Source organism: Sphingomonas sp. 1185 (assembly GCF_040544655.1).
GTDB lineage: Bacteria > Pseudomonadota > Alphaproteobacteria > Sphingomonadales > Sphingomonadaceae > Sphingomonas.
Window position 1 is genome coordinate 1 of record NZ_JBEPKL010000008.1, and the last position, 23,858, is coordinate 23,858.

Below are 23,858 nucleotides of genomic sequence, written 5' to 3' on the forward strand. Positions count from 1 at the left end.
GGCTCGCTCAACCCCTCACCCAAGCTGCGCTAGCCAGCAGGCTGGCAAGCTTCGCTAACCCTCTCCCCTGTCCAGGGGAGAGGGAAGAAGACGCAATCCCGCACGTCCATCGGCCCTAGGCCACCGCCCTCATTGCCCGTCGGCGGACGGCGGGGTCGCCTCGGCGCGGCGGGCGCGGCGTTCGTCGGAATATTGGCGGTTCCAGGTCATGCTGCACCCGCTCTGCCCGCCGGTGCCAACCGGCGAGCAGGTGTCGGGGATGCCCCCCGCGACCCTGCCGACCTGATCGATCGTCGCGGCACGGTTGACCCAGCTCTGGTTCTGCGCGGGGATCGGCTTGTCGTCGCGCAACGCCTTGGGGATGCGGTAGGGCTCGTCGACGCGACCGCAGACCACCACCTCTTCGGACGTGCTGGGCGGACATTTCTGGTCGCCCGTCAGCGTCACCTGGCGCACCCGCTTGGGCGGTTGGCCGGAGGCGGCCTGCGCATCCTGCCCCGCTTGCTGGGCAAGCGCCGCGCCGGGGGTCAACAGCAGGGCGGCGATCAGGGCGGCACGAACCATGGCGACGAAACTCCTTTGAGACGACAACGTCGAACGCCGCGCATGGCTCCACGCTGAACGGCCTCTCCCCACGGCCGAATTCCGGCAAATTTAGGGCCATGTGTCGCGCGGCCCGACAATTTCGCACCTCCGGCCGCCCGGTGCGGCGCGGCGGGCGTTGCACCATCCGTGCGATCGGCTATGGCGGGATCATGATCCTGGTCGTCGACAATTACGACAGCTTCACCTGGAACCTCGTCCATTATCTTCAGGAATTGGGCAGCGAGGTGGAGGTGGTCCGCAACGACGCGATCTCGGCGGGCCAAGCGCTCTCGTCGGGGGCGCAAGCCTTTCTCATCTCCCCGGGGCCCTGCACCCCGACCGAGGCGGGCGTCAGCCTGGACCTGGTCGCCGCCGCCGCCGATGCGGGCCGTCCGCTGCTGGGCGTATGCCTCGGTCATCAGGCAATCGGCCAGCATTTCGGCGGGCTGGTCCAGCGCGGCGGGCTGATGCACGGCAAGACCTCGCCCGTGCATCATGACGGTACCGGGCTGTTCCGGGGCCTGCCCTCGCCCTTCACCGCGACGCGCTATCACTCGCTGATCGTCAACGACGTGCCCGACAGCCTGGTGGTGAATGCCCGCGCCGAGGACGGCACGGTGATGGGCTTCCGCCACGCCACGCTGCCTATCCACGGCGTCCAGTTCCACCCGGAAAGCATCGCCACCGAATATGGCCATGCGATGCTCGCCAATTTCCTGCGCGAAGCGGGCGTGGCGCACGACCTGCCCGAGCGGCTGCGTCCGCCGGTCGAGACGCCCGCGTGACCACCATCGCGCTGCTGCCCGATCCCGTCAGCCCGCTGTCGCGCGAGACGGCCTATGCGGCCTTTGCCGACATTCTCGACGGTCGCGCGGGCGACGAGGCGACAGCGACCTTCCTGACCGACCTGGCCGAGCGCGGCGAGACCTCGATCGAGATCGCCGAGGCCGCGCGGGCCATGCGCGAGCGGCTGATCCCCATCACGGCGCCGCCCGGCACGATCGACGTATGCGGGACGGGTGGCGACGGGCATCACACGCTCAACGTCTCGACCGCCGTGTCGCTGGTCGTGGCGGCGCTCGGCGTGCCGGTCGCCAAGCATGGCAACCGCGCCGCCTCGTCCAAGGCGGGCGCGGCGGACACGCTGGAGGTGCTGGGCCTCGACATGGAGCGCGCCGGACAGGTGGCACAGGCCAGCCTGAGCGATATCGGCATCGCCTTCCTCTTCGCCGCCAACCACCACCCCGCCATGGCGCGGATCACCCCGATCCGGCGGCGGATCGGGCGGCGGACGATCTTCAACCTGATGGGCCCGCTCGCCAATCCCGCGCATGTCGGCCGCCAGCTGATCGGCATCGCGCGGCCCGACTATGCGTCGGTCTATGCCGAGGCGCTGGACCAGCTGGGCGCGACGGCGGCGCTGGTCGTGTCGGGTGAGGAAGGGCTGGACGAACTGTCGGGCGCCGGGCCCAGCATCGCGGTGTCGGTCGGCGATGTCGCCGCGCCCGCGACGATCACGCCCGAGGATGCGGGGCTGCCCCGCCATCCCATCACCGCCATTCGCGGCGGCGACGCTCGGCACAATGCCGAGGCGCTTCGCCGCCTTCTCGCCGGAGAGCCGGGCGCGTATCGCGACGCGGTTCTCCTCAACGCCGCCGCCGCCTTGCTGGTCGCGGGGCATAGCGCCGATCTGGCCCAGGGGGCCGTGGCCGCTGCCCGCGCGATCGATACCGGCGAGGCTTCGGCGCTTCTCGATCGATGGATTGCTTACCGATGACGATGCTCGACCGCATCCTGGAAACCAAGCGCGCCGATGTCGCCGCGCGCAAGGCGACGATGTCGCTGTCCGATCTCGACGCCAAGATCGACACGGTGTCCGCCCCGCGCGGCTTTCGCGCCGCGCTCGACGCCAAGACCGGCCATGCGCTGATCGCCGAGGTGAAGAAGGCCAGCCCGTCCAAGGGCCTGATCCGCGCCGATTTCGATCCCCCCGCCCATGCCCGCGCCTATGAGGCCGGGGGCGCGGCGTGCCTGTCGGTGCTGACCGACGAACGCTGGTTCCAGGGGGCGGACCTGTTTCTGGAACAGGCGCGCGCGGCGGTGTCGATCCCGGTACTGCGCAAGGACTTCATGGTCGATCCCTGGCAGGTGCATGAGGCCCGCGCGTTGGGGGCCGACGCCATCCTGATCATCGTCGCCGCGCTGGACGACGGCCAGATGCAGGAGATCGAGGCCGCCGCGATCGAGTGCGGCATGGACGCGCTGGTCGAGGTGCACGACGCCGCCGAGATGGAACGCGCCGCCCGGCTGAAGTCGCGGCTGATCGGGGTGAACAATCGCGATCTCAGGGACTTCTCGGTCGATTTTCAGCGGACCTACGAACTAGTCGGGCGCGCGCCGCAGGGTTGCACCTTCGTCGCCGAGAGCGGGCTGACGACGCGCGCCGATCTCGACGCGATGGCCGAGCATGGCATTCACTGCTTCCTGATCGGCGAAGCGCTGATGCGCCAGCAGGATGTCGAGGCGGCGACCCGCGAACTGATCGGATGACCGGCCTCACCCATCTGGACGAGACCGGATCGGCGCGGATGGTCGATGTCGGGGCCAAGGCGGTGACGTCCCGGCAGGCGGTGGCGCAGGGACGGATCACCATGTCGGCCGAGGCCGCCGCTGCGATCGCGGCGGGCAGCGTCCAGAAGGGTGACGTGCTGGCCGTCGCGCGGGTCGCCGGGATCATGGCCGCCAAGAAGACCAGCGACCTGATCCCGCTCTGCCACCCGCTTCCGCTCAGCAAGGTCGAGATCGAACTGACCTTGGATGCCGAAGGCGTGACCGCGACCGCCACCGCCGCCACGGCGGGCCAGACCGGGGTGGAGATGGAGGCGTTGGCCGCCGTGTCGGTCACGCTGTTGACCGTCTATGACATGGCCAAGGCGCTCGATAAGCGCATGACGATCGGCGATATTCGCCTGTTTTCCAAGACCGGCGGCAAGTCGGGTGACTGGCACGCCTGACCGGCCCGCCTGCGGGAACGCCAGCGCCGACGACGCGTCTTGTCGCCAACAGGAGTGACCGCCATTCTTCTACCCGTTGCCGAAGCCCAACAGCGCCTGCTCGCGCTCGCCCCCGACCGGCCCGTCATCGAGCTCGCCCTGCGCGACGCCGCCGGGCGCTGGGCAGCGCGGGACGTGCTGGCGCAGCGGACCCAACCGTCGCGCGACCTGTCGGCGATGGACGGCTATGCGATCCGCTTCGACGACATGCCGGGGCCGTGGACGGTGATCGGCGAAAGCGCCGCCGGGCGCCCCTTTCCGGAGACGGTCGAGGCCGGACAGGCGACGCGCATCTTCACCGGCGCCGCGCTGCCACCGGGCACCGACACGGTGTTGGTCCAGGAAGAAGCGGGGCGCGAGGACCGGACGCTGACCCTGACCGGCGAAGGCCCGGCGCATCGCGGGCGCAATGTCCGGCGGCGCGGGCTGGATTTTGCGGAGGGCGACCGGCTGATCGCGGCGGGGCAGCGGCTGACGCCCGCGCGGATCGCGGTGGCGGCGACCGGCGGCCATGGCACCCTGCCCGTCCGTCCGCGCGTCCGGATCGCGATCGCCGCGACCGGCGACGAACTCGTGCCCCCCGGCCAAGGGGATGCCGACGCCCTGCCAGAGTCGAACGGCGTGATGCTGGCCGCGTTGCTCGCCGACCTCCCCGTCGAGATCATCGACCTGGGCATATTGCCCGACAATCTGGAACGGCTGCGCGATGCCTTTGCCGGGGTCGCGGCCGACCTGCTGGTCACGACCGGCGGGGCATCGGTGGGGGATCATGATCTGGTCCAGCCCGCGCTGAAGGCGGCGGGCGGCAGCATCGATTTCTGGCGGATCGCGCTCCGCCCCGGCAAGCCAATGATGGCGGGGCGGCTGAACGACATGGTCGTGCTGGGGCTGCCCGGCAATCCGGTGTCGGCCTTCGTGACCGCGATCCTGTTCGTCAAGCCGCTGGTCGCGCATATGGCGGGCGCGGGCGATCCCTTCCCCAGCGCGATCCCCGCCATTCTGGGCGAGGATCTGCCCGCCAACGGTCCGCGCATCGACTATCTGCGCGCCGCGATGATCGACGGGCGCATCCATGCGGCGGCCATCCAGGACAGCTCGATGCTGCTGACCCTGGCGCGTTCGACGTGCCTGGTGATCCGCCCGCCGCACGCGCCCCCGGCCCGTGCGGGCGACTCGGCGGAAATCCTGATGCTCGCTTGACGCAAGCCTTTCCGTTCCATATAAGTTCCACGTCTGTTCTGGACGGAGGATCGCGATGCTCACCGCAAAGCAGCATGAGCTTGTCTGCTTCATCAACGACCGTTTGCGGGAAACCGGCGTCTCGCCCTCCTTCGAGGAGATGAAGGAGGCGCTGGACCTCAAGTCCAAGTCGGGCGTCCATCGCCTGATCTCCGCGCTGGAGGAACGCAACTTCATCCGCCGCCTGCCCAATCGCGCCCGTGCGCTGGAGGTGCTGCGGATGCCCGATCGGCCGGAAAAGCCGGTCGCGGCCGCCCCCAGCGCGGCCGATGCGCGTCCGCCCGCCGCGAAGCCGGTCGCCGAGCCCGCCAATGACGTGGTCGAGATCCCCCTGCACGGCCGTATCGCCGCGGGCGTCCCGATCGAGGCGTTCGAGGGCAGCTCGACCCTGGCCGTCCCCGCCGCCCTGCTCGGCACGGGTGAGCATTATGCGCTGGAAGTGTCGGGCGATTCGATGGTCGAGGCGGGTATCCTCGACGGCGACTATGCGCTGATCCGCCGCACCGACATCGCCCGTGACGGCCAGATCGTCGTCGCGCTGATCGACGAGGCGGAGGCGACGCTGAAATATTTCCGGCGCGAAGGCTCGATGATCCGGCTCGACCCCGCCAACCGCGCCTATGATCCGCAGCGTTACGCGCCCGCGCAGGTGCGGGTGCAGGGCAAGCTGTCGGGCATTCTGCGCCGCTACGATTGACAAGGGGGCGAGCGGGTCAGCGGCCACGCGCCTCGCTCGCCACGATCCAGGGGTGCCTGTCCCCCGGCCTCCGCGCGGTTTCGGCGACCGGTCCCGACAGCCGGATCGTCACGCCGCCGCTGCGGCGCAAGGCCGGGGCATCGAGTTTCAGCCAGTGCGGGCGACACGCCTCGGGCAGCCGCCGGTCGGCGATCATGATGTCGACGCGGTCGCACAGCGCGATCAGGCTGGCCCAGGGCAGCGTATAGCCGCTCCGGGTCGCCGCCACCCGCCAGACGCGCTCGTCCCGCATGATCCGGGTCAGGCAGATATCGGCGCCGCACCGCGCCTCCGCCTGGTCGACCAGCGCGAGCGGTGCATCGTCGCTGCCGCCGATTTCGGATAGCGCATTGCGGACATAATCCCCCGCCCGCTCCCGCAGCAGCGCCATGCCGCCGCCGGTGCGGATCGCGGCATGGCGACCGTCGCCGGTCACGATCAGGTCGGGCACAGGCGCGGCCAGCATGGCGATCACGCCGATCGCCACGCCCGGCACGCCCAGCCATCGCCACCGCGTCCGCCACAGCGCCACCCAGAGTCCGCCAAGGATCGTCACGGCGAAGGCCCCGTCCGGCGCGACCGGCAGCGCCATCACTGCCCCCGGCATCGCCGCCACCTGCCGCGCCAGCCAGAGCAGCGCCCCCAGCGCATGACCGAGCAGCCACCAGAAGGGCGCGCCCAGCCCCACGGGATCGAGCAGCAGCGCCAGCATCTCCAGCGGCATGGCGACAAAGGTCGTCCAGGGAATGGCGACGATATTGGCAAAGGCACCGTACAGCCCCGCCTTGTGGAAATGATAGATGGCGATCGGCATCAGCGCCGCCTCGACCACCAGCCCGGTGACGAGCAACGCCCCCAGCTGCCGCGCCGCCGACCAGCGCCAGTCGGGATGCGGGCCGAACCAGCGCCGCATCGCGGGATGTTCGTGCAGCGCGACGATGGCGGTGATCGCCGCGAAGGACAGCTGGAAACTCGCCCCCATCAGGGCCTCGGGCCGGAAGAGCAGCACGATGAACGCCCCCGCCGCAACCAGCCGCAGCGTCATCGCCTCGCGTCCCAGCGCCAGCGCCGCCAGCACCAGCATGGCGGCGACACAGGACCGGATCGTCGGCACCTCCGCCCCCGTCAGCGCGGTATAGCCGATCGCCGCGACCGCACCCGCCAGCGCCCCGACCAGCGGCAACCGCACACGCAGCGCCAGCCACGGCCAGAGCGCGAGCAGCCGGATCGTCAGGACCATGACGATCCCGACCACCGCCGTGATGTGCAGCCCGCTGACCGACAGGAGATGCGCGAGCCCCGCCCGGCGCATCGCCTCGGCATCCGCCTCGCCGATGCCGCCGACATCGCCGGTTGCGAGCGCGGCTGCGATACCACCCACACTTCCCTCGATCTGTGCGGAAATATGGGACGACAGCCGCTGGCGAAGCCCCACCCCCCGGCTCGATGGCCGCAGGACCTCGACCGGCGCGAAGCCACGCCCCGTCGCGCCGATCCCCTGAAACCAGGCGGCACGGGCAAAGTCATGGCCGCCGCGCGCAATGGGTCCGGCAGGCGGCATGAGTCGCGCGCGCAGGCGGACGATCGCCCCGCGCCCCAGACCGGCCGGGACATCCTCGATGGGCAGCGACACCCGGACATGGGGCGGCAGCGTCATCGCCCGCCCGCGCCCGTCGCTGGCCTTCGACGGCTTCAGCATCAGCCGCATCAGCCCGCGCGCCGCCAGCCGGTCGATGCCCTCCACCGCGCCCGTCATGGTCGCGAGCACCGGGCGGGTCAGGACCGGCGCCGCCACCGACTCGGCCCGCGCCCAGGCCAGCGCCGCACCGCCGCCGACCAGCAGCGCAGCCATGCCGATAGCGCGCGTCACGCGACCGCCCCCGGACAGGGTGAACGCCGCCAGCCCGACCCCGCCCGCCACACAGATCAACGCCGCCCAGCCGTGCGGATCGGGCAGGACGAACCACAAGGCGATGCCAAGCCCCCAGGCCACCGGCATCCACAGCGCCAGCTGCGTCCGCTCGCGTTCCGCCCAAAGTTCCAACGCCGTCCAGCGCGGCATTTGGCGAGGGCCGCGCTTGATGCTAGGGGCTGCGGCGGCTGAATAGGCCATCGAAATTCATGATTGGGAGTATGCGCGGTTGAGCGCAACAGATGATATCGCCACCGGGTCGGCCGCAGGCGAAGTGGTCACCCGCTTCGCGCCCTCGCCGACCGGCTTCCTCCATATCGGCGGCGCGCGCACCGCGCTGTTCAACTGGCTGTTCGCCAAGGCGAATGGCGGCAAGTTCCTGCTGCGCATCGAGGATACCGACCGCGCCCGCTCGACCCAGCCCGCGATCGACGCGATCCTGGACGGCATGCGCTGGCTGGGCCTGGATTGGGACGGCGAGGCGGTGTTCCAGTTCGCCCGCGCCGACCGCCATGCCGAGGTGGCGCACGAGATGATGGCCAAGGGCCATGCCTATCGCTGCTACATGACGCAGGAAGAGATCGCCGCCCAGCGCGAGGCGGCGCAGGCCGCCAAGCAGCCTTTGCGCATCCGCTCGCCCTGGCGCGACGCCGATCCCGCGACCGCGCCCGAGGGCCAGCCCTTCGTCGTCCGCCTGCGCGCCCCGCGCGAAGGGGCGGTCACGATCGAGGACCGGGTGCAGGGCAGCGTCACCGTGCAGAATGCCGAGCTGGACGATCTGGTCCTGCTCCGCTCGGACGGCACGCCGACCTATATGCTGGCGGTGGTGGTCGACGACCATGACATGGGCGTGACCCATGTCATCCGCGGCGACGATCACCTCAACAACGCCTTCCGCCAGCTGCCCATCTACAAGGCGATGGGCTGGGCCGAGCCGATCTATGCGCATATCCCGCTGATCCACGGATCGGACGGCGCCAAGCTGTCCAAGCGTCACGGCGCGGTCGGGATCGAGGCGTATCGCGACGAGATGGGCATCCTTCCGGAAGCGCTCGACAATTATCTGCTCCGCCTGGGCTGGGGTCATGGCGATGCCGAGATCATCGCGCGGGACGAAGCGGTGAAGTGGTTCGACCTCGCCGCCGTGGGCAAGGCGCCGTCGCGCTTCGACCTGAAGAAGCTGGAAAATCTCAACGGCCATTATATCCGCGAAGCCGACGACGCGCGCCTCGCCGCGCTGACCGCAGGCCGCATGGGCGTGGAGGACGTCGCGCTGCTGACCGCCGCGATGCCCTCGCTGAAGCCGCGCGCCACCAATCTGAACGAATTGGCCGATGGCGCGCGGTTCCTTTTCGCGACCCGTCCGTTGACCATGGATGATGCCGCCGCCGGTCTTCTCGATGAAAAGGCACGGCACATTCTCTTTTCCGTACACACCGCGCTTGACGCGGTGCACAACTGGGATACGGAGCTTTTGGAAGACGCGGTACGCAAGGTGGCCGAGGCAGAGGGCGTCAAGCTCGGCCAGGTCGCCCAGCCGCTCCGCGCTGCCTTGACCGGACGCAAGACGTCACCGGGGATCTTCGACGTGCTCAGCCTGTTGGGCCGTGAAGAAAGCCTGGGTCGGATCGCGGACCAGATGACCGCAGATAGGAAGGATAATTGAGCATGAGCGACACCGCGAAATTCAACATCGCAGGCAAAGAGTTCGACTATCCGGTCATGTCGGGTTCGATCGGCCCGGACGTGGTCGATATCCGCAAGCTCTATGCACAGACCGGCGCGTTCACCTATGACCCCGGCTTCACCTCGACCGCCTCGTGCCGGTCGGAGCTGACCTATATCGACGGCGACGAGGGCGTGCTGCTCCATCGCGGCTATCCGATCGGCGAGCTGGCCGAGAATAGCAGCTTCATGGAAGTCGCCTATCTGCTGCTGAACGGCGAACTGCCGAACCAGGACGAGCTGTCGGGTTTCACCAACACCATCACGCGCCACACCATGGTGCATGAGCAGCTGGCGGCGTTCTTCCGTGGCTTCCGCCGCGACGCGCACCCGATGGCGATCATGTGCGGCGTGGTCGGCGCGCTGTCGGCCTTTTATCACGACTCGACCGACATCCATGACCCGGTGCAGCGCACCATCGCCTCGCACCGCCTGATCGCCAAGATCCCGACGATCGCGGCGATGGCGTACAAGTACAGCGTGGGCCAGCCCTTCCTGTACCCGGACAACTCGCTGTCCTACACCGGCAACTTCCTGCGCATGACCTTCGGCGTCCCCGCCGAGCCGTATGAGGTGAACCCGGCCGTCGAAAAGGCGATGGACCGCATCTTCATCCTGCACGCCGATCACGAGCAGAACGCCTCGACCTCGACCGTCCGTCTGGCGGGCTCGTCGGGCGCCAATCCGTTCGCCTGCATCGCGGCGGGTATCGCCTGCCTCTGGGGCCCGGCGCATGGCGGCGCGAACGAAGCCGCGCTCAACATGCTGCGCGAGATCGGCACGCCCGATCGCATCCCCGAATTCATCGCGCGCGCCAAGGACAAGAATGATCCGTTCCGCCTGATGGGCTTCGGTCACCGCGTGTACAAGAACTACGATCCGCGCGCGACCGTGATGCAGAAGACCGTGCGCGAAGTGTTCGACGCGCTGAAGGTCAACGATCCGCTGTTCGAGACGGCGCTCCGCCTCGAAGAGATCGCGCTGAGCGACGATTATTTCGTCGAGAAGAAGCTGTTCCCGAACGTCGACTTCTATTCGGGCGTGATCCTGTCGGCGATCGGCTTCCCGACCGAGATGTTCACCGTTCTGTTCGCGCTCGCCCGCACCGTCGGCTGGGTCGCGCAGTGGAACGAGATGATCACCGATCCCGACCAGAAGATCGGCCGCCCGCGTCAGCTGTACACCGGCCCGACGCAGCGTTCGTACGTTCCGGTCGAGCAGCGCTAAGCCATGAACCGGTTCCGGCCGATCCTGATCGCCATCGGTGTCATGCTGACGCTGACCGGGCTTTTATGGATCGGTCAGGGGCTGGGCTATATCCACTGGCCCGAACAGAGCTTCATGCTCGGCCAGGGCCAGTGGGCCGATCGCGGGGCCTTTGTCGCGGTGGCGGGATTGCTGATGATCCTGATCGCGCGCAGGCTGCCCCGGCGGCGGCGCTGAATGGATAGCGACGACAGGAAAGGGCTCCTTCGGGAGCCCTTTTTATTGGGCGCGCAGCCCGAAGGTGAAGGTCGCACCCTCGCCCGGCACGCTCTCGACGCTCAGGTCGCCCCCCATCGCGCGCGCCAGACGGCGGGCGATATAGAGGCCCAGGCCATTGCCGCCGGGCTCGGACGGATCGACCCGCTCGAACTTCTCGAAGATGCGCCGCTGATCCTCGGGGGCGATCCCCTTGCCCTGGTCGGTGACGCGGACCAGAGCCCATTCCTCCTCGCGCGTGACGCCGATGACCACCTCGCCGCCTTCCGGCGAATAGCGCAGCGCATTGCCGATCAGGTTGATCAGGATCTGGAGCGAACGGCCGAAATCGCCGGTCGCGGGCATGGTCTCCGCCGGATCGGGGCGGCGCACCCGGACCCCCGCCGCATCGGCGCGAACCGCGAGCAGCCCGGCCGCCCGGCGGGCGACGTCGGCCAGGTCCATCGGCATGGCGGGCAGCGTGAAATCGGGCTGCTCGACCGCCTGCAACTCGACCAGATTGTCGACCAGCCCAAGCAGATGCCGACCGGCATGCGCGATGTCGCTGGCATATTCGGCATAATCGGCCGCGATCGGCCCGTCCGCCCGTGCGGCGATGCTGTCGGCATTGGCGACGATCCGCGCCAGCGGCGTGCGCAGCGCACGGTCCAGCCCGGCGGTGAAGCTCTCGGTCAGCGGCGGATCGCCCAGCATGGCGGCCGGATCCTCGTCCCCGCCCTCCGGATCGACCAGATAGGTCGCGCCGATCAGCCCCGCTATGCCGCCCATCCCGTCATGGCGCACCGCCGCCGACAGCCGGACCGCCGCATCGGTCGGCACCAGCCGCGCGCCCCGTCCGTCGAGCGGGGCCGCCTCGTTGAACAACCCCGCCTCGCCGGTATCGAAGGCGAACAGCGCGCTGAGCGGACGCCCCAGCAGCGCGGCGGCGTCGATGCCATGATGCAGGCCAGCTTCGGGCGAAAGGAATGTCAGACGCAGCGCGGCGTCGGTTTCCCAGCGGAAGTCGGCACCCGCCGTCGCATAATCGGGGGGCGTCGCGCGCGGCTTCCACGCCGCCCGGTCGCGCCAGCCGCTGACGCTCAGCCGGATCTGCCCCGTCTCGGGCCGGGCCTGGACCCAGAGGTCCAGATCGCCCTCGTCATCGGCGACGACGACCCGGCGCGACACCGCGACGCCCAGCCGCCGTGCGAGTCGGGCGATCCTTGCGATCGGCGCCACCGCCAGCCGGTCCGACGAGTCGCCGCCCGCGCGGATGTGCAGCAGCTCGATCGGCGGGTCGGCCGACAGGATACGGTCGCTGCCATCCAGAATGGCGCGCGCCACCATCGATTCGCCGGGGCCGCTCATCGCGCTCACCGGCGGACAGCCCCGTCCAGCCGGTCGATCGCCTCGCGAAACCCGCGCGGCAGGGTCAGCGGCGCGAGCGCACGCCTGGCATCCTCGGCCGTCACCGTCATGATCGCGTCCAGCGCGTCGGCGAACCCCTCGATATCGCGGGCGCCATCCGCCTCGCTCAGCGCCAGCCCGATCCGTCCCAGCGTCGCCCGGTTCATGTCGAGCGCGCGCAGTACCAGCCAGAGGCGATCCCCCTCCGGCTCCAGCACGATGTCGCGCATATCGGCATCGTCGATGCCCGTCCCGCGCGCGAGAAAGGCGATGAACAGGCCCAGTTGCCGGTCGGACAGACTTTCGACCAGCAGATCGGGCAATTCCCCGGCCCGCGCATCGATCGCCGCCGCCAGGCGACGCGCCGCCACGTCCGGCCGAATCCCGTCCGCCTGCGCCGCCAGCAGATGATCCGCCGCCAGCGTCAGCGCGCGGTCGAGCGTGGGGTCGTCACCATCACGCAGCGCGGCGGCCACGGTCCAGACCAGCTGGCGGTGAAGCGCTTCGGGCAGACAGGGTGCGACGCCCCCCTGCCCGGCCGCCCGGCTCGCCCCCTCGGCCAGCAGCACCGCCCGCGCGGCATCGGAGACATTGGGGTCGGGTGCCTCGGCCAGCCGTACGAGCAGGCTCGTGCCGTCGCTCGCCAGCGCTTCGGTCGGCAGGGCGTCGGCCAGCAGCCGCTGGCGCAGTTGCGCGACAAGTTCGGTCACCAGTTCGGGATCGGCGAGCAGCCCGGCCCGGCGCAGCCGCTCGACGGTGGCGGCCACGGGGCTGCGCCATGCGACCTCGCCCTCCATATACAGCCCCGCCTGGTGCCGCAGGTCGCGCGCCACCCCCTCGACCAGATCGTGCAGCCGCGCGATCACGGTCAGCCGGATGCGTTCGCTCAACCGACCATCGTCATCCAGCGCGAGATCGACCAGCGCCGCCCGCCGCCGCCGCGTATCGCGCGCGCGCGCCGAGGCGACCCGCGCGGACAATCGCGCGCCCTGCCAATGCACGGCATGATAAGGGTCCGGGTCGACCGCCATTCCGAACCGCTAACCCGTTTGATCTTAATGCGACACTAAACTTGCGCGCGTAATGTCTCGATTGCGGACGCCAGGGTCGCAATCGCATAGATGCTGGCCAGCACCAGCCCCCACAGGCCGATGCCGAGCAGCGTGGCGGGCAGGATCACCAGCAGATAGGCGGGCGGGCTCGCCCACCAGCGGCGGCGGAAACGATAAAGCGCGGCGCGCTCCGCCAGTATGCCGAGGACGACCAGCACCAGCGCCATGGCCAGCCCCAGATCGTCGGCCCAGGCCCGGTAATGCTGCCACCCCAGCGCCATGATGGCGAGCGCCGTCAGCACCGCGATCGCGGCCGACAGCGCGCGCGCTGCCCCCTGTTCGTCGCGCAACCCCGCCAGCGTCTCGCCCAGCCCCAGCCCCAGCGTGCCGATCATCGCCAGGAACAGGCCAAGCCCCGGAAAGCCCGTCAGGATCAGGATCAGCCCGAGCAGCCCGGCGCCGCCCCCGACCCCGCCCGCGACATGGGCGGGCACCGAGCGTTCGACCAGCCGGGGCAGCGCCAGCCGGGCGATCGGCGCCAGGATATAGCGATCGAACCAGCTCCGCCGCCCCGACACCAGCCGCGCGACGACCGCCCGCCCCCGCGCGTCCAGCGTCTCGGCGCGGTGGACGATGCCGTGCCCGGCCTTCTCCGCATCGGCGGGCAGCAGGATATGCGTCGCCCGCGCCTGCGCGGCGAGGCGGAGCAGCGTCGATTGCAGATCATAGTCGCGCGGCAGCGCGGCCACCTCGGCGACGCGACGCGGATCGAGCCGCGCGACCCCCGCCCAGGCCATCTGGCTGCCGACCCGCTCCAGCCCCGGCTCGGCCCCCGCCTCGGGCACGACCATCAGCGCGTCGTGGCCGGTGTCGCGCAGGACATGCGCGATCGTGTCCTCGGTGGTGATCAGCCCGTCCGCCAGCACGACCAGGCGCGAGAGCGGATGCAGCTTTTCCGCCGCCTCGACCGCGCTGCGCACCGTGTCGACCACCACGCCACGCTGTGCGATTCGGGCGATTGCGCCGAGCAATTCGGGGGTCAGGCGCGCGACGACGATGATGATCTGCGCCGCCCCCGCCGCGATCAGCAGCCGCGCCTGATACTCGATCAGGGTCACGCCCGCGAACGGCAAGGTGGCCGTCAACCGTCCGGGACGGTCGTCGGCATCGTCAATCGCGAATAAAAGGCCGGATAACATCGCCCGCTGTTAGGCGCTTGGCGCGGCCCATGCCAGCCCCGAGCGCCGATGAACGGATCGGCGCGGGCGTCAGAGCCGCGCGACGACCTCGCCGATCCGGACGAGCAGTTCGGCATCGGGCGCATCGCGCGTCGCCGCCTGCGCGGCCAGCGTCATCAGCGGCAGCGCATTGACGCTGGCCGCCAGCCCCTTCAGGCGAAGCGCCGCCTCGCGCCACCCCTGCCCGCCCTCTGCCGCGTGCAGCGTTTCCACCGCATGGTTTACGCCGTCGACAAAGGCCCGGCGCAAATCCTGGATCACCGCAGGCTCATCACCGGCCACCGCCGCCAGCGCGGAATCGATTGTTCCGTGTTCATAGGTCATTCATGGCCGCTTACCCGGATTGCCCACGACACGGAACAGCGCAAATGACTTTCTGCCGTCGGCAAACGTGATAAACCGACCCATTGTGACACGGGGGCTCGGATGATCGTGGATATGCGCGCGGAGCGTCAGGACAGGCCGGATATCGCCGACGTGGAAAGCCATGACGGGCGCTATGATCCGGTCTTTGCCGAGCCCGTGGCGGCGCCGCCCGCCAGCCCGTGGCTGGACGACGGCCCCCTGCCCCCGCCCGAGGAACCCGCCCCGCGCTGGCCGATGATCCTGGCGATCGGGGCGTCGGTGCTATGGTTCGGCGGCATGCTGGCATGGGGACTGCTGGGCGCGAACGCCCCGTCGGCCGAGGGGCTGGCCTCGTTCGCCACGCTGGCGCTGGCCGGCCCGATCCTGATCGCGATCCTGTGGCTGCTCGCCCAGCGCAGCAGCTCTGCCGAGCAGCGGCGTTTCGCGATGACCGCGCATGACATGCGCCGCGAGGCGATGGCGCTGGAGCGTGCGGTCGGGATGATCGGGCGCGCGCTGGAGGCCAATCGATCCGAATTGTCGGCACAGGCGATCGCGCTGGGCGAAATGGCGCAGGCCGCCGAAACCCGGTTCAACGCGATCGCGCGCGACCTGTCCGACGATATCCAGATGGTCGAAGCGCATGGCCGCGTGCTGAGCGATGTCGCCGGGACCAGCCAGGCCTCGCTTGCGCACCTGCTCGACGCGCTGCCCCGCGCCGTCGACGAGGTCGGCGAGGCGGGCGACCGCATGGCCGAGGCGGCGCGATCGGCCGAAAGCCATGCCGCCGCGCTCGATGCGCAACTGGTCGCGCTGGGCCGCCGGGGGCAGGATGCGGACACCATCGCCAGCGGCGCGGCACAGCGTCTGGCGACCCATATCGAACAGATGGAGGCGACCAGCCGGACCGCCAGCGCGCATCTGGAAACGGTGACGGCCAGCGTCGCGACGACGATCGACGCGCTGCTCGACCGCACCGCCGAGGCGATCGACCAGTCGCGCAAGGGCATCGCCGCACAGGGTGACGCGATGCTGGCGATGGTCGGCGCCAATCAGGCCGCGCTCGAAAGCGCCGCACGCGATAGCGCCGACGCGCTGGCCGAGCGGGTGGGAAGCGTCGACCAGGCCATTGCCCGCCTAACCGCCGAGCTGGAGGGGCAGCGGATCGCGGGCGAAGCGATGATCGACGCGCTGGACGCGCAGCTCGACCGGGTGGAGGCGCGCATGGCCGTGCTTCACACCCAGGGCACCGAAAAGTCGCAGATGCTGGCCGCCTCGATCAGCGCGCTCGGCGGATCGGCGGATGCGATGACCGGCGCGCTGGAAGCGGGCGAGACGATGGCCAACCGCGTCATCGCCACCACCGAAACGCTGCTGATCGCGCTCGACGCCGCCGCGCGCGAGATCGACGAGACGCTGCCCGAGGCGCTGGGCCGGCTCGACCAGCGGATGCACGCCAGCCATGAGGTCGTGGTCGAGACCAAGCCCGAGCTGCTCGCGCTGGTCGCGGCGGCCGAGAGCACGCATGAGGCGATCGCCGCCATCGCCGACGTCATCGCCGAACAGCGCCAGACGCTGGAAACGCTGTCGGGGTCGCTGATCGAGACGCTGTCGACCGGCCGTGCGAAGGCCGATGCGTTGGGCATGATGGTCGACGAGACGATCGACCGCTCGCACCGCTTCGCCGACGAAGCCGCGCCCAAGCTGGTCGATGCGCTGCTGCGCGTTCGCGAGACGGCGGCGACCGCGGCGGAAAGCGCCCGCGAGACGCTGGCCGAGGTCATTCCCCAAGCCGCCCATGCGCTGGAGATCGCCAGTGCCGAGGCGATGCGCCGCGCGACCGGCGACACCGTCGAGCGTCAGGTCCACGCCATCGTCGAGGCGACGCAGGGCGCGGTCGAGGCCGCCACTCGCGCCACCGAAAGGCTGGCCCGCCAGGCCGAGCAGATCGCCGAGAAGACGGCCCTGGTCGAAAACCGGATCGAGGAGGCCCGCACCGAGCGGGAAGAGGCCGACCGCGACAGCTTCGCCCGCCGCGCGTCGCTGCTGGTCGAATCGCTCAATTCGGCGTCGATCGACATCGCCAAAATCTATGCACCCGAGGTCACCGACAGCGCCTGGGCGGCCTATCTTAAGGGGGATCGCGGCGTCTTCACCCGGCGCGCGGTGCGCATCCTCGACTCGCATCAGGCGCGCGATATCGCCGAGCTGTATGACGACGACCTTAAATTCCGTGAGCATGTGAACCGCTACATCCACGATTTCGAGGCGATGCTGCGCGGCGTGCTGGCCCAGCGGGACGGATCGCCGCTGGGCGTGACCCTGCTGTCGTCGGATATGGGCAAGCTCTATGTCGCGCTGGCCCAAGCGATCGAGCGGCTGCGGTAGGCGGGAACGGGCGCGTAGCCTGGCCGCGTGGCCTTCGACTTCGCTCCGTGCGAACGGAGGTGCCAACACCGCCCCGCGTCCTATCCCGACCTCCGTTCAGCCTGAGCGAAGTCGAAGGCCACGCATCGCCACGGCCACCGGCCAAACCAGACTCAGAGGCCCCGGCTCATCCCGCTCCAATCGAGCATATCGGCGGTGATCCAGCCATAGACGTAGTTGAGATAGAACAGCGCGAACATCACCGTCGCGGTGATCGTCGTGCGCCGCAGGAAGCGCCCGACGGCAAAGACGTGCGGGGCGCTTTCGGCGGTGCCGGGGATGTGCGCCTCCCCGGCCTCATGCGCGGTCCTGACCCCGAAGGGCAGGACCAGGAACACCGACAGGAACCAGAACAGGACGTAGATCGCAAGCGCCGACGTCCAGTGCATGCCATCAGCCCTCGATCAGGAGGACGTCGACGATCGGCTTCTTGCCGGTCCAGCGGGTCGCGACCCGCCGCACCGACAGGCGAATATCCTCGCGCAGCTTGTCGGTGGCGCGGCGCGGGCCGTCCACCGCCTTGGCGGCGGCGGCCACCGCTTCGGCGATGAAGGCATCGCGCTCGTCCTCGACGGGCACGCCCTGCACCCGCACCTGCGGGCTGCCGACCAGCCGCCCCTTGGCGACCGCGACGCCGACCGAAATCTGGCCGTTGATCGCCAGCTTGCGGCGCTCGTTCATCGTCGACCCGTCCGAGGGCAGGATCACGTCGCCGTCCAGCACCAGACGGCCGACCGGCGCGTTGCCGATCTTGGTTGCGTTGCCCGGCAGCAGTCGGACGATGTCGCCGTCCGACTGGACCAGCGTCTGCGGCACGCCCTGCGTCGTCGCGAAGCGGGCATGTTCCATCATGTGCCGCATCTCGCCATGCACCGGCATCAGCGTGCGGGGGCGCAGCCACTTGTACATCTGGGCCAGTTCGGGCTGACCGGGATGGCCCGACACATGGACATGCGCCTGGCGCTCGGTGACCATGCGGACGCCCTTGCCCGCCAGGATGTTCTGGATACGACCGACCGCGGTCTCGTTGCCCGGAATCTGGCGCGCGGAGAAGATCACCGTATCGCCCGTGTCGAGGCGGATCGTATGGCTACCCTCGGCGATGCGCGACAGCGCGGCGCGCGGCTCGCCCTGCCCGCCGGTCGCGACGATCAGCACGCGGTCCTTGGGGAGCCGCATCGCGGTTTCGGGATCGACCGTTTCGGGGAAGCCCTTGAAGTAGCCACAGGCCTTGCCGACCTTCAGGATCCGGTCGAGCGAGCGGCCGGTGACGCACAGCTTGCGCCCGGTCTCCTTGGCCACCTCGCCCAGCGTCACCAGCCGTGCGGCATTGGAGGCAAAGGTGGTGACGACCACCCGGCCCTTGGCCTTGGCGACCGTCTCGGCGATGCCCGGACGAACGCTGGCTTCCGAGCCCGAGGCTTCGGTGTTGAAGGCGTTGGTCGAATCGCAGACCAGGATGTCGACACCCCGGTCACCGATCGACGACAGCTGCGCCGGGCTGGCGGGCTTGCCGATCACCGGGGTCGGGTCGATCTTCCAGTCGCCGGTGTGGAACACGCGGCCGACAGCGGTCTCGATCAGCAGCGCATTGGCCTCGGGGATCGAGTGCGACAGCGGAACGAAGGTGAAGTCGAACGGGCCGACCTCGAACGCCTTGCCCGCCTCCATCACGCGCAGCTTGACGCGGCTGGCGCTGCCCTCTTCCTCCAGCTTGCCACGGACCAGCCCGGCGGTGAAGGCGGTGGCATAGATCGGCACGCCCAGATCTTCGGCCAGATAGGGCAGCGCACCGATATGATCTTCATGCCCATGGGTCAGCACGATGCCGACCAGATCGTCCAGCCGGTCCTCGATGAAGGACAGGTCGGGCAGGATCACGTCGATGCCGGGATAGGCCGGATCGGCGAAGGTGATGCCGCAATCGACCATCACCCATTTGCCTTCGGTGCCGTACAGGTTCACGTTCATGCCGATTTCGCCCGAGCCACCGAGCGCGCAGAACAGCAATTCTTTCTTGGGAGTCATTCACTTCCTGACAATGAGCGCCCATCCCGCTGAAAGCGGGTCCGGGGCGATAGGGGTGCGCCGGTCAGGGCGCGGTCATCTCTCCACGAACCATGCGCCCTGCGGCATTTCGCGGGCTGCACGATCCGAAACTCTTATTACCGAATATGGGCGCGTTCCCACAGGATCGCCAGCCCCTGAATGGTCAGATCGGGTTCGATATGATCGAATACGTCGGTATGCGGGCTCAGCAGCGCGGCGAGACCGCCGGTCGCGAGCACCTTGACCGGCCGCCCGACCTGCGCCTTCAATCGCGCGACCAGCCCCTCGATCATCGCGACATAGCCCCAGAAGATGCCGATATGCATCTGGTCGACCGTGTTGCGGCCGATGACATTGCGGCTTTCCGGCGCCTCGATCGCGATACGCGGCAGCTTGGCGGCGGCGGTGACGAGCGCGTCGAGCGACAGGTTGATGCCCGGCGCGATGATCCCGCCCTTATAGGCGCCCTGATAATCGCTGATGTCGAAGGTTGTCGCAGTGCCGAAATCGATGGTGATCAGATCGCCGGGATAGAGCGCGTGCGCCGCAATGGTGTTCACCGCGCGGTCCGCACCCAGCGAGGCGGGCTCGTTGACGTCGATCTCTATGCCCCATTCGGCGGCGCCGCGACCGGCGATCAGCGGGTCGACCTTGAAATATTTCTGCGCCAGCACTTCCAGATTGTGGAGCGCGCGCGGCACCACGGTCGCGATGATGACGCCAGTCACATCCTCGCGCGCATAGCCTTCCAGTGCGAGCAACTGGTTGATCCAGACCGCATATTCGTCGCCGGTCCGACGCGGATCGGTCGCGATCCGCCAGCGGCCCCTGATCGTCCGCCCTTCGAGCAGCGCGAAGACCACATTCGTGTTCCCGGCATCGATCGCAAGCAGCATGGGGGTCCTTCAGATCAGGAAAATATCACCGGCATGGATGACATGCACCGAGCCATCCGCCAAGCCGAGCCGTAAAGCCCCGTCCCCCGCCAGCCCGTCGAAGACGCCGTCCAGGCTCTGCCCGTCGGGCAAGCGGGCATTCAAGGGCGTGCCACGCGGATGCGCCCGCGACTCCCAGCGCGCGGTCACGGCGGACAGACCCCAGGTCCGCCACGCCTCGACCCAGCAGGCCATGGCTTCGGACAGCCGGTCCTGCATCGCCGCCACGCCGACCGCTGCGCCCTGGGCCGCAAGTGACGTCGTCGCCCGGTCGGGCAGGTCGGGCGCGGAGGCCAGGTTGATGCCCATGCCGATGATGACCGCGTCCCCCACCCGCTCCAGCAATATGCCGGACAGCTTGGCGCCGTCGATCAGCAGGTCGTTGGGCCATTTGAGGCGAAGCCGGTCTTCGATCGCGGGGAGGCAGGATCGCACCGCCTCCTCGATCGCCACCGCAGCGACCAGCGCCAGCGTCGCGGGGCTCGGATCGCCCGGCTGCAACCGCACCAGCGTCGATCCGTAATAATTGCCGATGGGCGAGGACCAGTCCCGCCCCTGGCGTCCGCGCCCCGCCGTCTGGCGGTCGGCGCGGAGCCAAAGACCGTCTTCGCCGCCCGCTTCCGCAAGCTGGCGAAGATCGGCATTGGTCGATCCCGTTTCCGGGACGTGCAGCACTCGGCTCAGAACAGAGCCCGCGCCGCCGCGAGCGACCAGGCGCCCAGCACCGGGATCAGCAGATAGCCGACCGGCGAGACGAACAGCGCCGACAGCGCGATCAGGCCATTCTCGACCGGCTGCGCATCGCTATTGTCCCAGGCCCCGACGGGCTCGTCGAAGAACATCGTCTTGACGATGCGGAGATAATAATAGGCACCGATCACCGAGGCGACGACACCGATCACCGCCAGCGGGAACAGCCCCGCCGCGACCGCCGCGTTGAACACCGCGAACTTGGCATAGAAGCCGAGCAGCGGCGGAATGCCCGCGACCGAGAACATGAAGAAGGCCATCGCCCAGGCGAGTGCCGGACGCGTGCGGGACAGACCCGACAGGCTGGCGATCGACTCCATGGGATTGCCCTGCTCGTCGCGCATGCGGATCACGATCAGGAACGCACCCAGCGTCATGATAACGTAGATGGTCAGATAGGTCAGCACCGCCGCGACGCCCTGCGCCGTGCCGGCCGCCAGACCGATCAGCGCGAAGCCGACATTGTTGATCGACGAATAGGCCAGCAGCCGCTTAATGTTGGTCTGGCCGATGGCCGCGACCGCACCCAGGATGATCGACGCCAGCGCGGCGAAGGTCACGATCTGCTGCCACTGCTGCACCGCCGAGCCCATGGCCTCGACCGCGACGCGGATCGCCAGCGCCATCGCCGCGACCTTGGGGGCCGAGGCGAAGAAGGCGGTCACCGGGGTCGGCGCGCCCTCATAGACGTCCGGGGTCCACATGTGGAACGGCACCGCCGACATCTTGAACGCGAGGCCTGCGAACACAAACACCAGGCCGAACATCAGGCCCAGCGAGCGCGTGCCCATCGCCGCGTCACGGCCATAGGCGCCTGCGATCTGCGCGAAGTCTGTCGAGCCGGTGAAGCCATAGACGAGCGAAATGCCGTAGAGCAGGATGCCCGAAGCCAGCGCGCCCAGCACGAAATACTTCAGACCCGCTTCGGCCGAGCGGCCATCGCGCCGCATGAAGCTGGCCAGCACATAGGCCGACAGGCTCTGCAGCTCCAGACCGACATAGAGCGTCAGCAGGTCGCCCGCCGACACCATCATGCCCATGCCGACCGACGAAAGCAGCATCAGGATCGGATATTCGGGACGCAGATCCTCACCCGGCGAGCGGGCGAAGAAGCGCGGCGCCATGATGATCGCCACCGCGGTCGCCAGATAGATCAGGACCTTGGCGAAACCGGCAAAGGCATCCGCCCGGTACAGCCCGCCAAAGGCCAGCCCGCCCGTGGTCGCCGGACCGGCGAGCGCGACCATCGCCCCCGCCAGCACGAACACCGCCGCAATGGAGATCCCGCGCGTCGAGGCGGTTCCGCCCCAGGCGGCGACGAGCATCAGCGCGATCGCGCCGAGGGTCAGCACCAGCTCGGGCAGGACCATCAAGAGGTTCAACGAATAGCTCATCAGTGCGCCTCCCCGTGCGCAGCTTGGTGCTCAGGGGCATGGGTGGTGACCAGCGCCGGATTACCGGCGGTGGGGCGGCTGTCCGAACCGGGGTTGGCCCGGTCGATCCGCTGGAGCAGGATCGTCACGTCCTTGCGCATCGGCGCCAGGAAGCTTTCCGGATAGACGCCCATCCACAAAGTCACCGCCGCGATCGGGGCCAGCAGCCAGAGCTCGCGCGCCGACATGTCGGGCATCGCCGCCACCTCATCCGACTTGATCTCGCCATAAGCGATCCGCCGGTAGAGATAGAGCATATACGCCGCACCCAGGATGATGCCCGTGGTGCAGAGCAGCGCGGTCCAGGTCGACACCTGATAGGTACCCATCAGCGACAGGAACTCGGCGACGAAGCCGCTGGTGCCCGGCAGACCGATCGACGCCATGGTGAAGAACAGGAAGAACACGGCGTATTTCGGCATGTTGATCGACAGCCCGCCATAGCGCGCGATCTCACGGGTGTGCAGCCGGTCGTAGATGACGCCGACGCACAGGAAGAGCGCGCCCGACACCAGACCATGGCTGAGCATCATGATCATCGCGCCTTCGATGCCCTGTTGGTTGAAGGCATAGAGGCCGATGGTCACGATCGCCATGTGCGCGACCGACGAATAGGCGATCAGCTTCTTCATGTCGGACTGCACCAGCGCGACCAGCGAGGCATAGATCACCGCCACCGCCGACAGCGCGAAGATCAGCCAGGTCAGCTGCCCGCTCGCCTCCGGGAACATAGGCAGCAGGAAGCGCAGGAAGCCATAGCCGCCCAGCTTCAGCAGCACGCCCGCCAGAATGACCGAACCCGCCGTCGGGGCCTGCACGTGTGCGTCGGGAAGCCAGGTGTGGACCGGCCACATCGGCATCTTGACCGCGAACGAGGCGAAGAAGGCGATCCACAGCCAGGTCTGGACCGAGGCCGGGAAGTCATAGGCGAGAAGCGCCGGGATCGACGTCGTGCCCGCCGTGCGTGCCATATAGAGCATCGCGACGAACATGAGGAGCGAGCCGAGCAGCGTGTACAGGAAGAACTTGTACGACGCGTAGATGCGGTTCGCCCCGCCCCAGATGCCGATGATCAGATACATCGGGATCAGGCCGGCTTCGAAGAAGACGTAGAAGAGGAACAGGTCCTGCGCCGCGAAGGTGCCGATCATCAGCACCTCGGTGAACAGGAACAGCCCCATATATTCGGGAACGCGCTTGTCGATCGCGCGCCAGCTCGCGCCGATGCAGATGGGCATCAGGAACACGCTGAGCATGATCAGCAGCAGCGCGAAGCCGTCGATGCCGAGCGACCAGCCGAACGGACCGAAAATGCCGGGGGCATGTTCGACGAACTGCCACTGCGCGCCGCCCACGTCGAACTGCGTCCAGAGCACGATGCCCAGGACGAAGTCGACCAGCGTGGCGGCCAGCGCCAGCATGCGCGCGCCCTGCGCGTTGAGGAAGAGGCAGGCGATCGCGGCAACAGCCGGGACCGCCAGCATGACGGAGAGGATCGGGAAGCCCTGCAT

At 68.9% G+C, this 23,858-nt stretch carries 22 protein-coding genes; 10 read left to right on the forward strand and 12 right to left on the reverse strand.

What is annotated here, in order from left to right; translation table 11 throughout:
* Positions 1-129: 129 nt before the first annotated feature.
* Positions 130-564, reverse strand: a complete 435-nt coding sequence (locus ABIC44_RS07895) for a hypothetical protein (protein ID WP_309696302.1) — start codon at positions 562-564, stop codon at positions 130-132.
* 191 nt (positions 565-755) lie between these two features.
* On the opposite strand from ABIC44_RS07895, the gene ABIC44_RS07900 reads away from it, so the two are divergent.
* The 6 genes from ABIC44_RS07900 to lexA are packed head-to-tail and all read left to right on the forward strand — an operon-like array spanning position 756 to position 5,574.
* Positions 756-1,370, forward strand: coding sequence for an anthranilate synthase component II (locus ABIC44_RS07900; protein ID WP_307104562.1), 615 nt, complete (start codon positions 756-758; stop codon positions 1,368-1,370).
* Positions 1,367-2,362 (forward strand): anthranilate phosphoribosyltransferase, encoded by a 996-nt coding sequence (gene trpD / locus ABIC44_RS07905; protein ID WP_354294718.1) that lies wholly within the window; start codon positions 1,367-1,369, stop codon positions 2,360-2,362. The genes ABIC44_RS07900 and trpD overlap by 4 nt, the downstream gene beginning before the upstream one ends.
* Positions 2,359-3,135, forward strand: coding sequence for an indole-3-glycerol phosphate synthase TrpC (trpC, locus tag ABIC44_RS07910; protein ID WP_307099675.1), 777 nt, complete (start codon positions 2,359-2,361; stop codon positions 3,133-3,135). Before trpD ends, trpC begins: the two co-directional genes overlap by 4 nt.
* A complete protein-coding gene (moaC, locus tag ABIC44_RS07915; RefSeq protein ID WP_354294720.1) occupies positions 3,132-3,599 on the forward strand; it encodes a cyclic pyranopterin monophosphate synthase MoaC in 468 nt (155 codons plus the stop codon). The genes trpC and moaC overlap by 4 nt, the downstream gene beginning before the upstream one ends.
* Positions 3,600-3,653: 54 nt before the next feature.
* Positions 3,654-4,838: a molybdopterin molybdotransferase MoeA gene (locus ABIC44_RS07920; protein ID WP_354294722.1), complete on the forward strand. Its 1,185-nt coding sequence runs from the start codon at positions 3,654-3,656 to the stop codon at positions 4,836-4,838.
* 55 nt (positions 4,839-4,893) lie between these two features.
* On the forward strand, positions 4,894-5,574 hold the full coding sequence (lexA, locus tag ABIC44_RS07925) for a transcriptional repressor LexA (protein ID WP_354294724.1): 681 nt from the start codon (positions 4,894-4,896) through the stop codon (positions 5,572-5,574).
* A gap of 16 nt (positions 5,575-5,590) precedes the next feature.
* Here the strand turns inward: lexA and ABIC44_RS07930 are convergent, their stop codons facing one another.
* Positions 5,591-7,675, reverse strand: coding sequence for a ComEC/Rec2 family competence protein (locus ABIC44_RS07930; RefSeq protein ID WP_354294725.1), 2,085 nt, complete (start codon positions 7,673-7,675; stop codon positions 5,591-5,593).
* Between the two features lie 79 nt (positions 7,676-7,754).
* On the opposite strand from ABIC44_RS07930, the gene gltX reads away from it, so the two are divergent.
* Genes gltX through ABIC44_RS07945 form a run of 3 tightly spaced genes read left to right on the forward strand, consistent with a single transcriptional unit; the run spans position 7,755 to position 10,693 of the window.
* A complete protein-coding gene (gene gltX, locus ABIC44_RS07935) occupies positions 7,755-9,191 on the forward strand; it encodes a glutamate--tRNA ligase (RefSeq protein WP_354294727.1) in 1,437 nt (478 codons plus the stop codon).
* A gap of 2 nt (positions 9,192-9,193) precedes the next feature.
* Positions 9,194-10,477 (forward strand): citrate synthase, encoded by a 1,284-nt coding sequence (locus ABIC44_RS07940; RefSeq protein ID WP_307099687.1) that lies wholly within the window; start codon positions 9,194-9,196, stop codon positions 10,475-10,477.
* 3 nt (positions 10,478-10,480) lie between these two features.
* Positions 10,481-10,693, forward strand: coding sequence for a hypothetical protein (locus tag ABIC44_RS07945; RefSeq protein WP_307099688.1), 213 nt, complete (start codon positions 10,481-10,483; stop codon positions 10,691-10,693).
* A gap of 42 nt (positions 10,694-10,735) precedes the next feature.
* On the opposite strand, the gene ABIC44_RS07950 is transcribed toward ABIC44_RS07945, so the two are convergent.
* The 4 genes from ABIC44_RS07950 to ABIC44_RS07965 all read right to left on the reverse strand — a co-directional run bounded on the left by ABIC44_RS07950 (position 10,736) and on the right by ABIC44_RS07965 (position 14,732).
* Positions 10,736-12,079, reverse strand: coding sequence for a sensor histidine kinase (locus tag ABIC44_RS07950; RefSeq protein WP_354294839.1), 1,344 nt, complete (start codon positions 12,077-12,079; stop codon positions 10,736-10,738).
* Positions 12,080-12,084: 5 nt separating this feature from the next.
* Positions 12,085-13,149, reverse strand: coding sequence for a DUF2336 domain-containing protein (locus tag ABIC44_RS07955; protein ID WP_354294728.1), 1,065 nt, complete (start codon positions 13,147-13,149; stop codon positions 12,085-12,087).
* Between the two features lie 35 nt (positions 13,150-13,184).
* A complete protein-coding gene (locus ABIC44_RS07960) occupies positions 13,185-14,369 on the reverse strand; it encodes a hypothetical protein (RefSeq protein ID WP_309701867.1) in 1,185 nt (394 codons plus the stop codon).
* 69 nt (positions 14,370-14,438) lie between these two features.
* Positions 14,439-14,732 (reverse strand): Hpt domain-containing protein, encoded by a 294-nt coding sequence (locus tag ABIC44_RS07965; protein WP_309696322.1) that lies wholly within the window; start codon positions 14,730-14,732, stop codon positions 14,439-14,441.
* Between the two features lie 102 nt (positions 14,733-14,834).
* Between ABIC44_RS07965 and ABIC44_RS07970 the strand changes: the two genes are divergently transcribed.
* Entirely contained in the window at positions 14,835-17,141 is a 2,307-nt protein-coding gene (locus tag ABIC44_RS07970; protein ID WP_354294730.1) for a coiled-coil domain-containing protein, read from the forward strand.
* Positions 17,142-17,293: 152 nt separating this feature from the next.
* On the opposite strand, the gene ABIC44_RS07975 is transcribed toward ABIC44_RS07970, so the two are convergent.
* From ABIC44_RS07975 to ABIC44_RS08000, 6 genes are all read right to left on the reverse strand, one after another.
* Positions 17,294-17,569, reverse strand: a complete 276-nt coding sequence (locus tag ABIC44_RS07975) for a DUF1467 family protein (RefSeq protein WP_354294732.1) — start codon at positions 17,567-17,569, stop codon at positions 17,294-17,296.
* Positions 17,570-17,573: 4 nt separating this feature from the next.
* Positions 17,574-19,208 (reverse strand): ribonuclease J, encoded by a 1,635-nt coding sequence (locus ABIC44_RS07980; RefSeq protein ID WP_307099701.1) that lies wholly within the window; start codon positions 19,206-19,208, stop codon positions 17,574-17,576.
* 137 nt (positions 19,209-19,345) lie between these two features.
* Complete coding sequence (locus ABIC44_RS07985) at positions 19,346-20,125, reverse strand: type III pantothenate kinase (RefSeq protein ID WP_354294733.1); 780 nt, start codon at positions 20,123-20,125, stop codon at positions 19,346-19,348.
* Positions 20,126-20,134: 9 nt separating this feature from the next.
* Positions 20,135-20,839, reverse strand: a complete 705-nt coding sequence (locus ABIC44_RS07990; RefSeq protein ID WP_354294735.1) for a biotin--[acetyl-CoA-carboxylase] ligase — start codon at positions 20,837-20,839, stop codon at positions 20,135-20,137.
* A gap of 5 nt (positions 20,840-20,844) precedes the next feature.
* Positions 20,845-22,308, reverse strand: a complete 1,464-nt coding sequence (nuoN, locus tag ABIC44_RS07995; protein WP_354294737.1) for an NADH-quinone oxidoreductase subunit NuoN — start codon at positions 22,306-22,308, stop codon at positions 20,845-20,847.
* The gene (locus tag ABIC44_RS08000) at positions 22,308-23,858 is read right to left on the reverse strand and encodes an NADH-quinone oxidoreductase subunit M (RefSeq protein WP_354294841.1); all 1,551 of its coding nucleotides are present in this window, start codon (positions 23,856-23,858) and stop codon (positions 22,308-22,310) included. Before ABIC44_RS08000 ends, nuoN begins: the two co-directional genes overlap by 1 nt.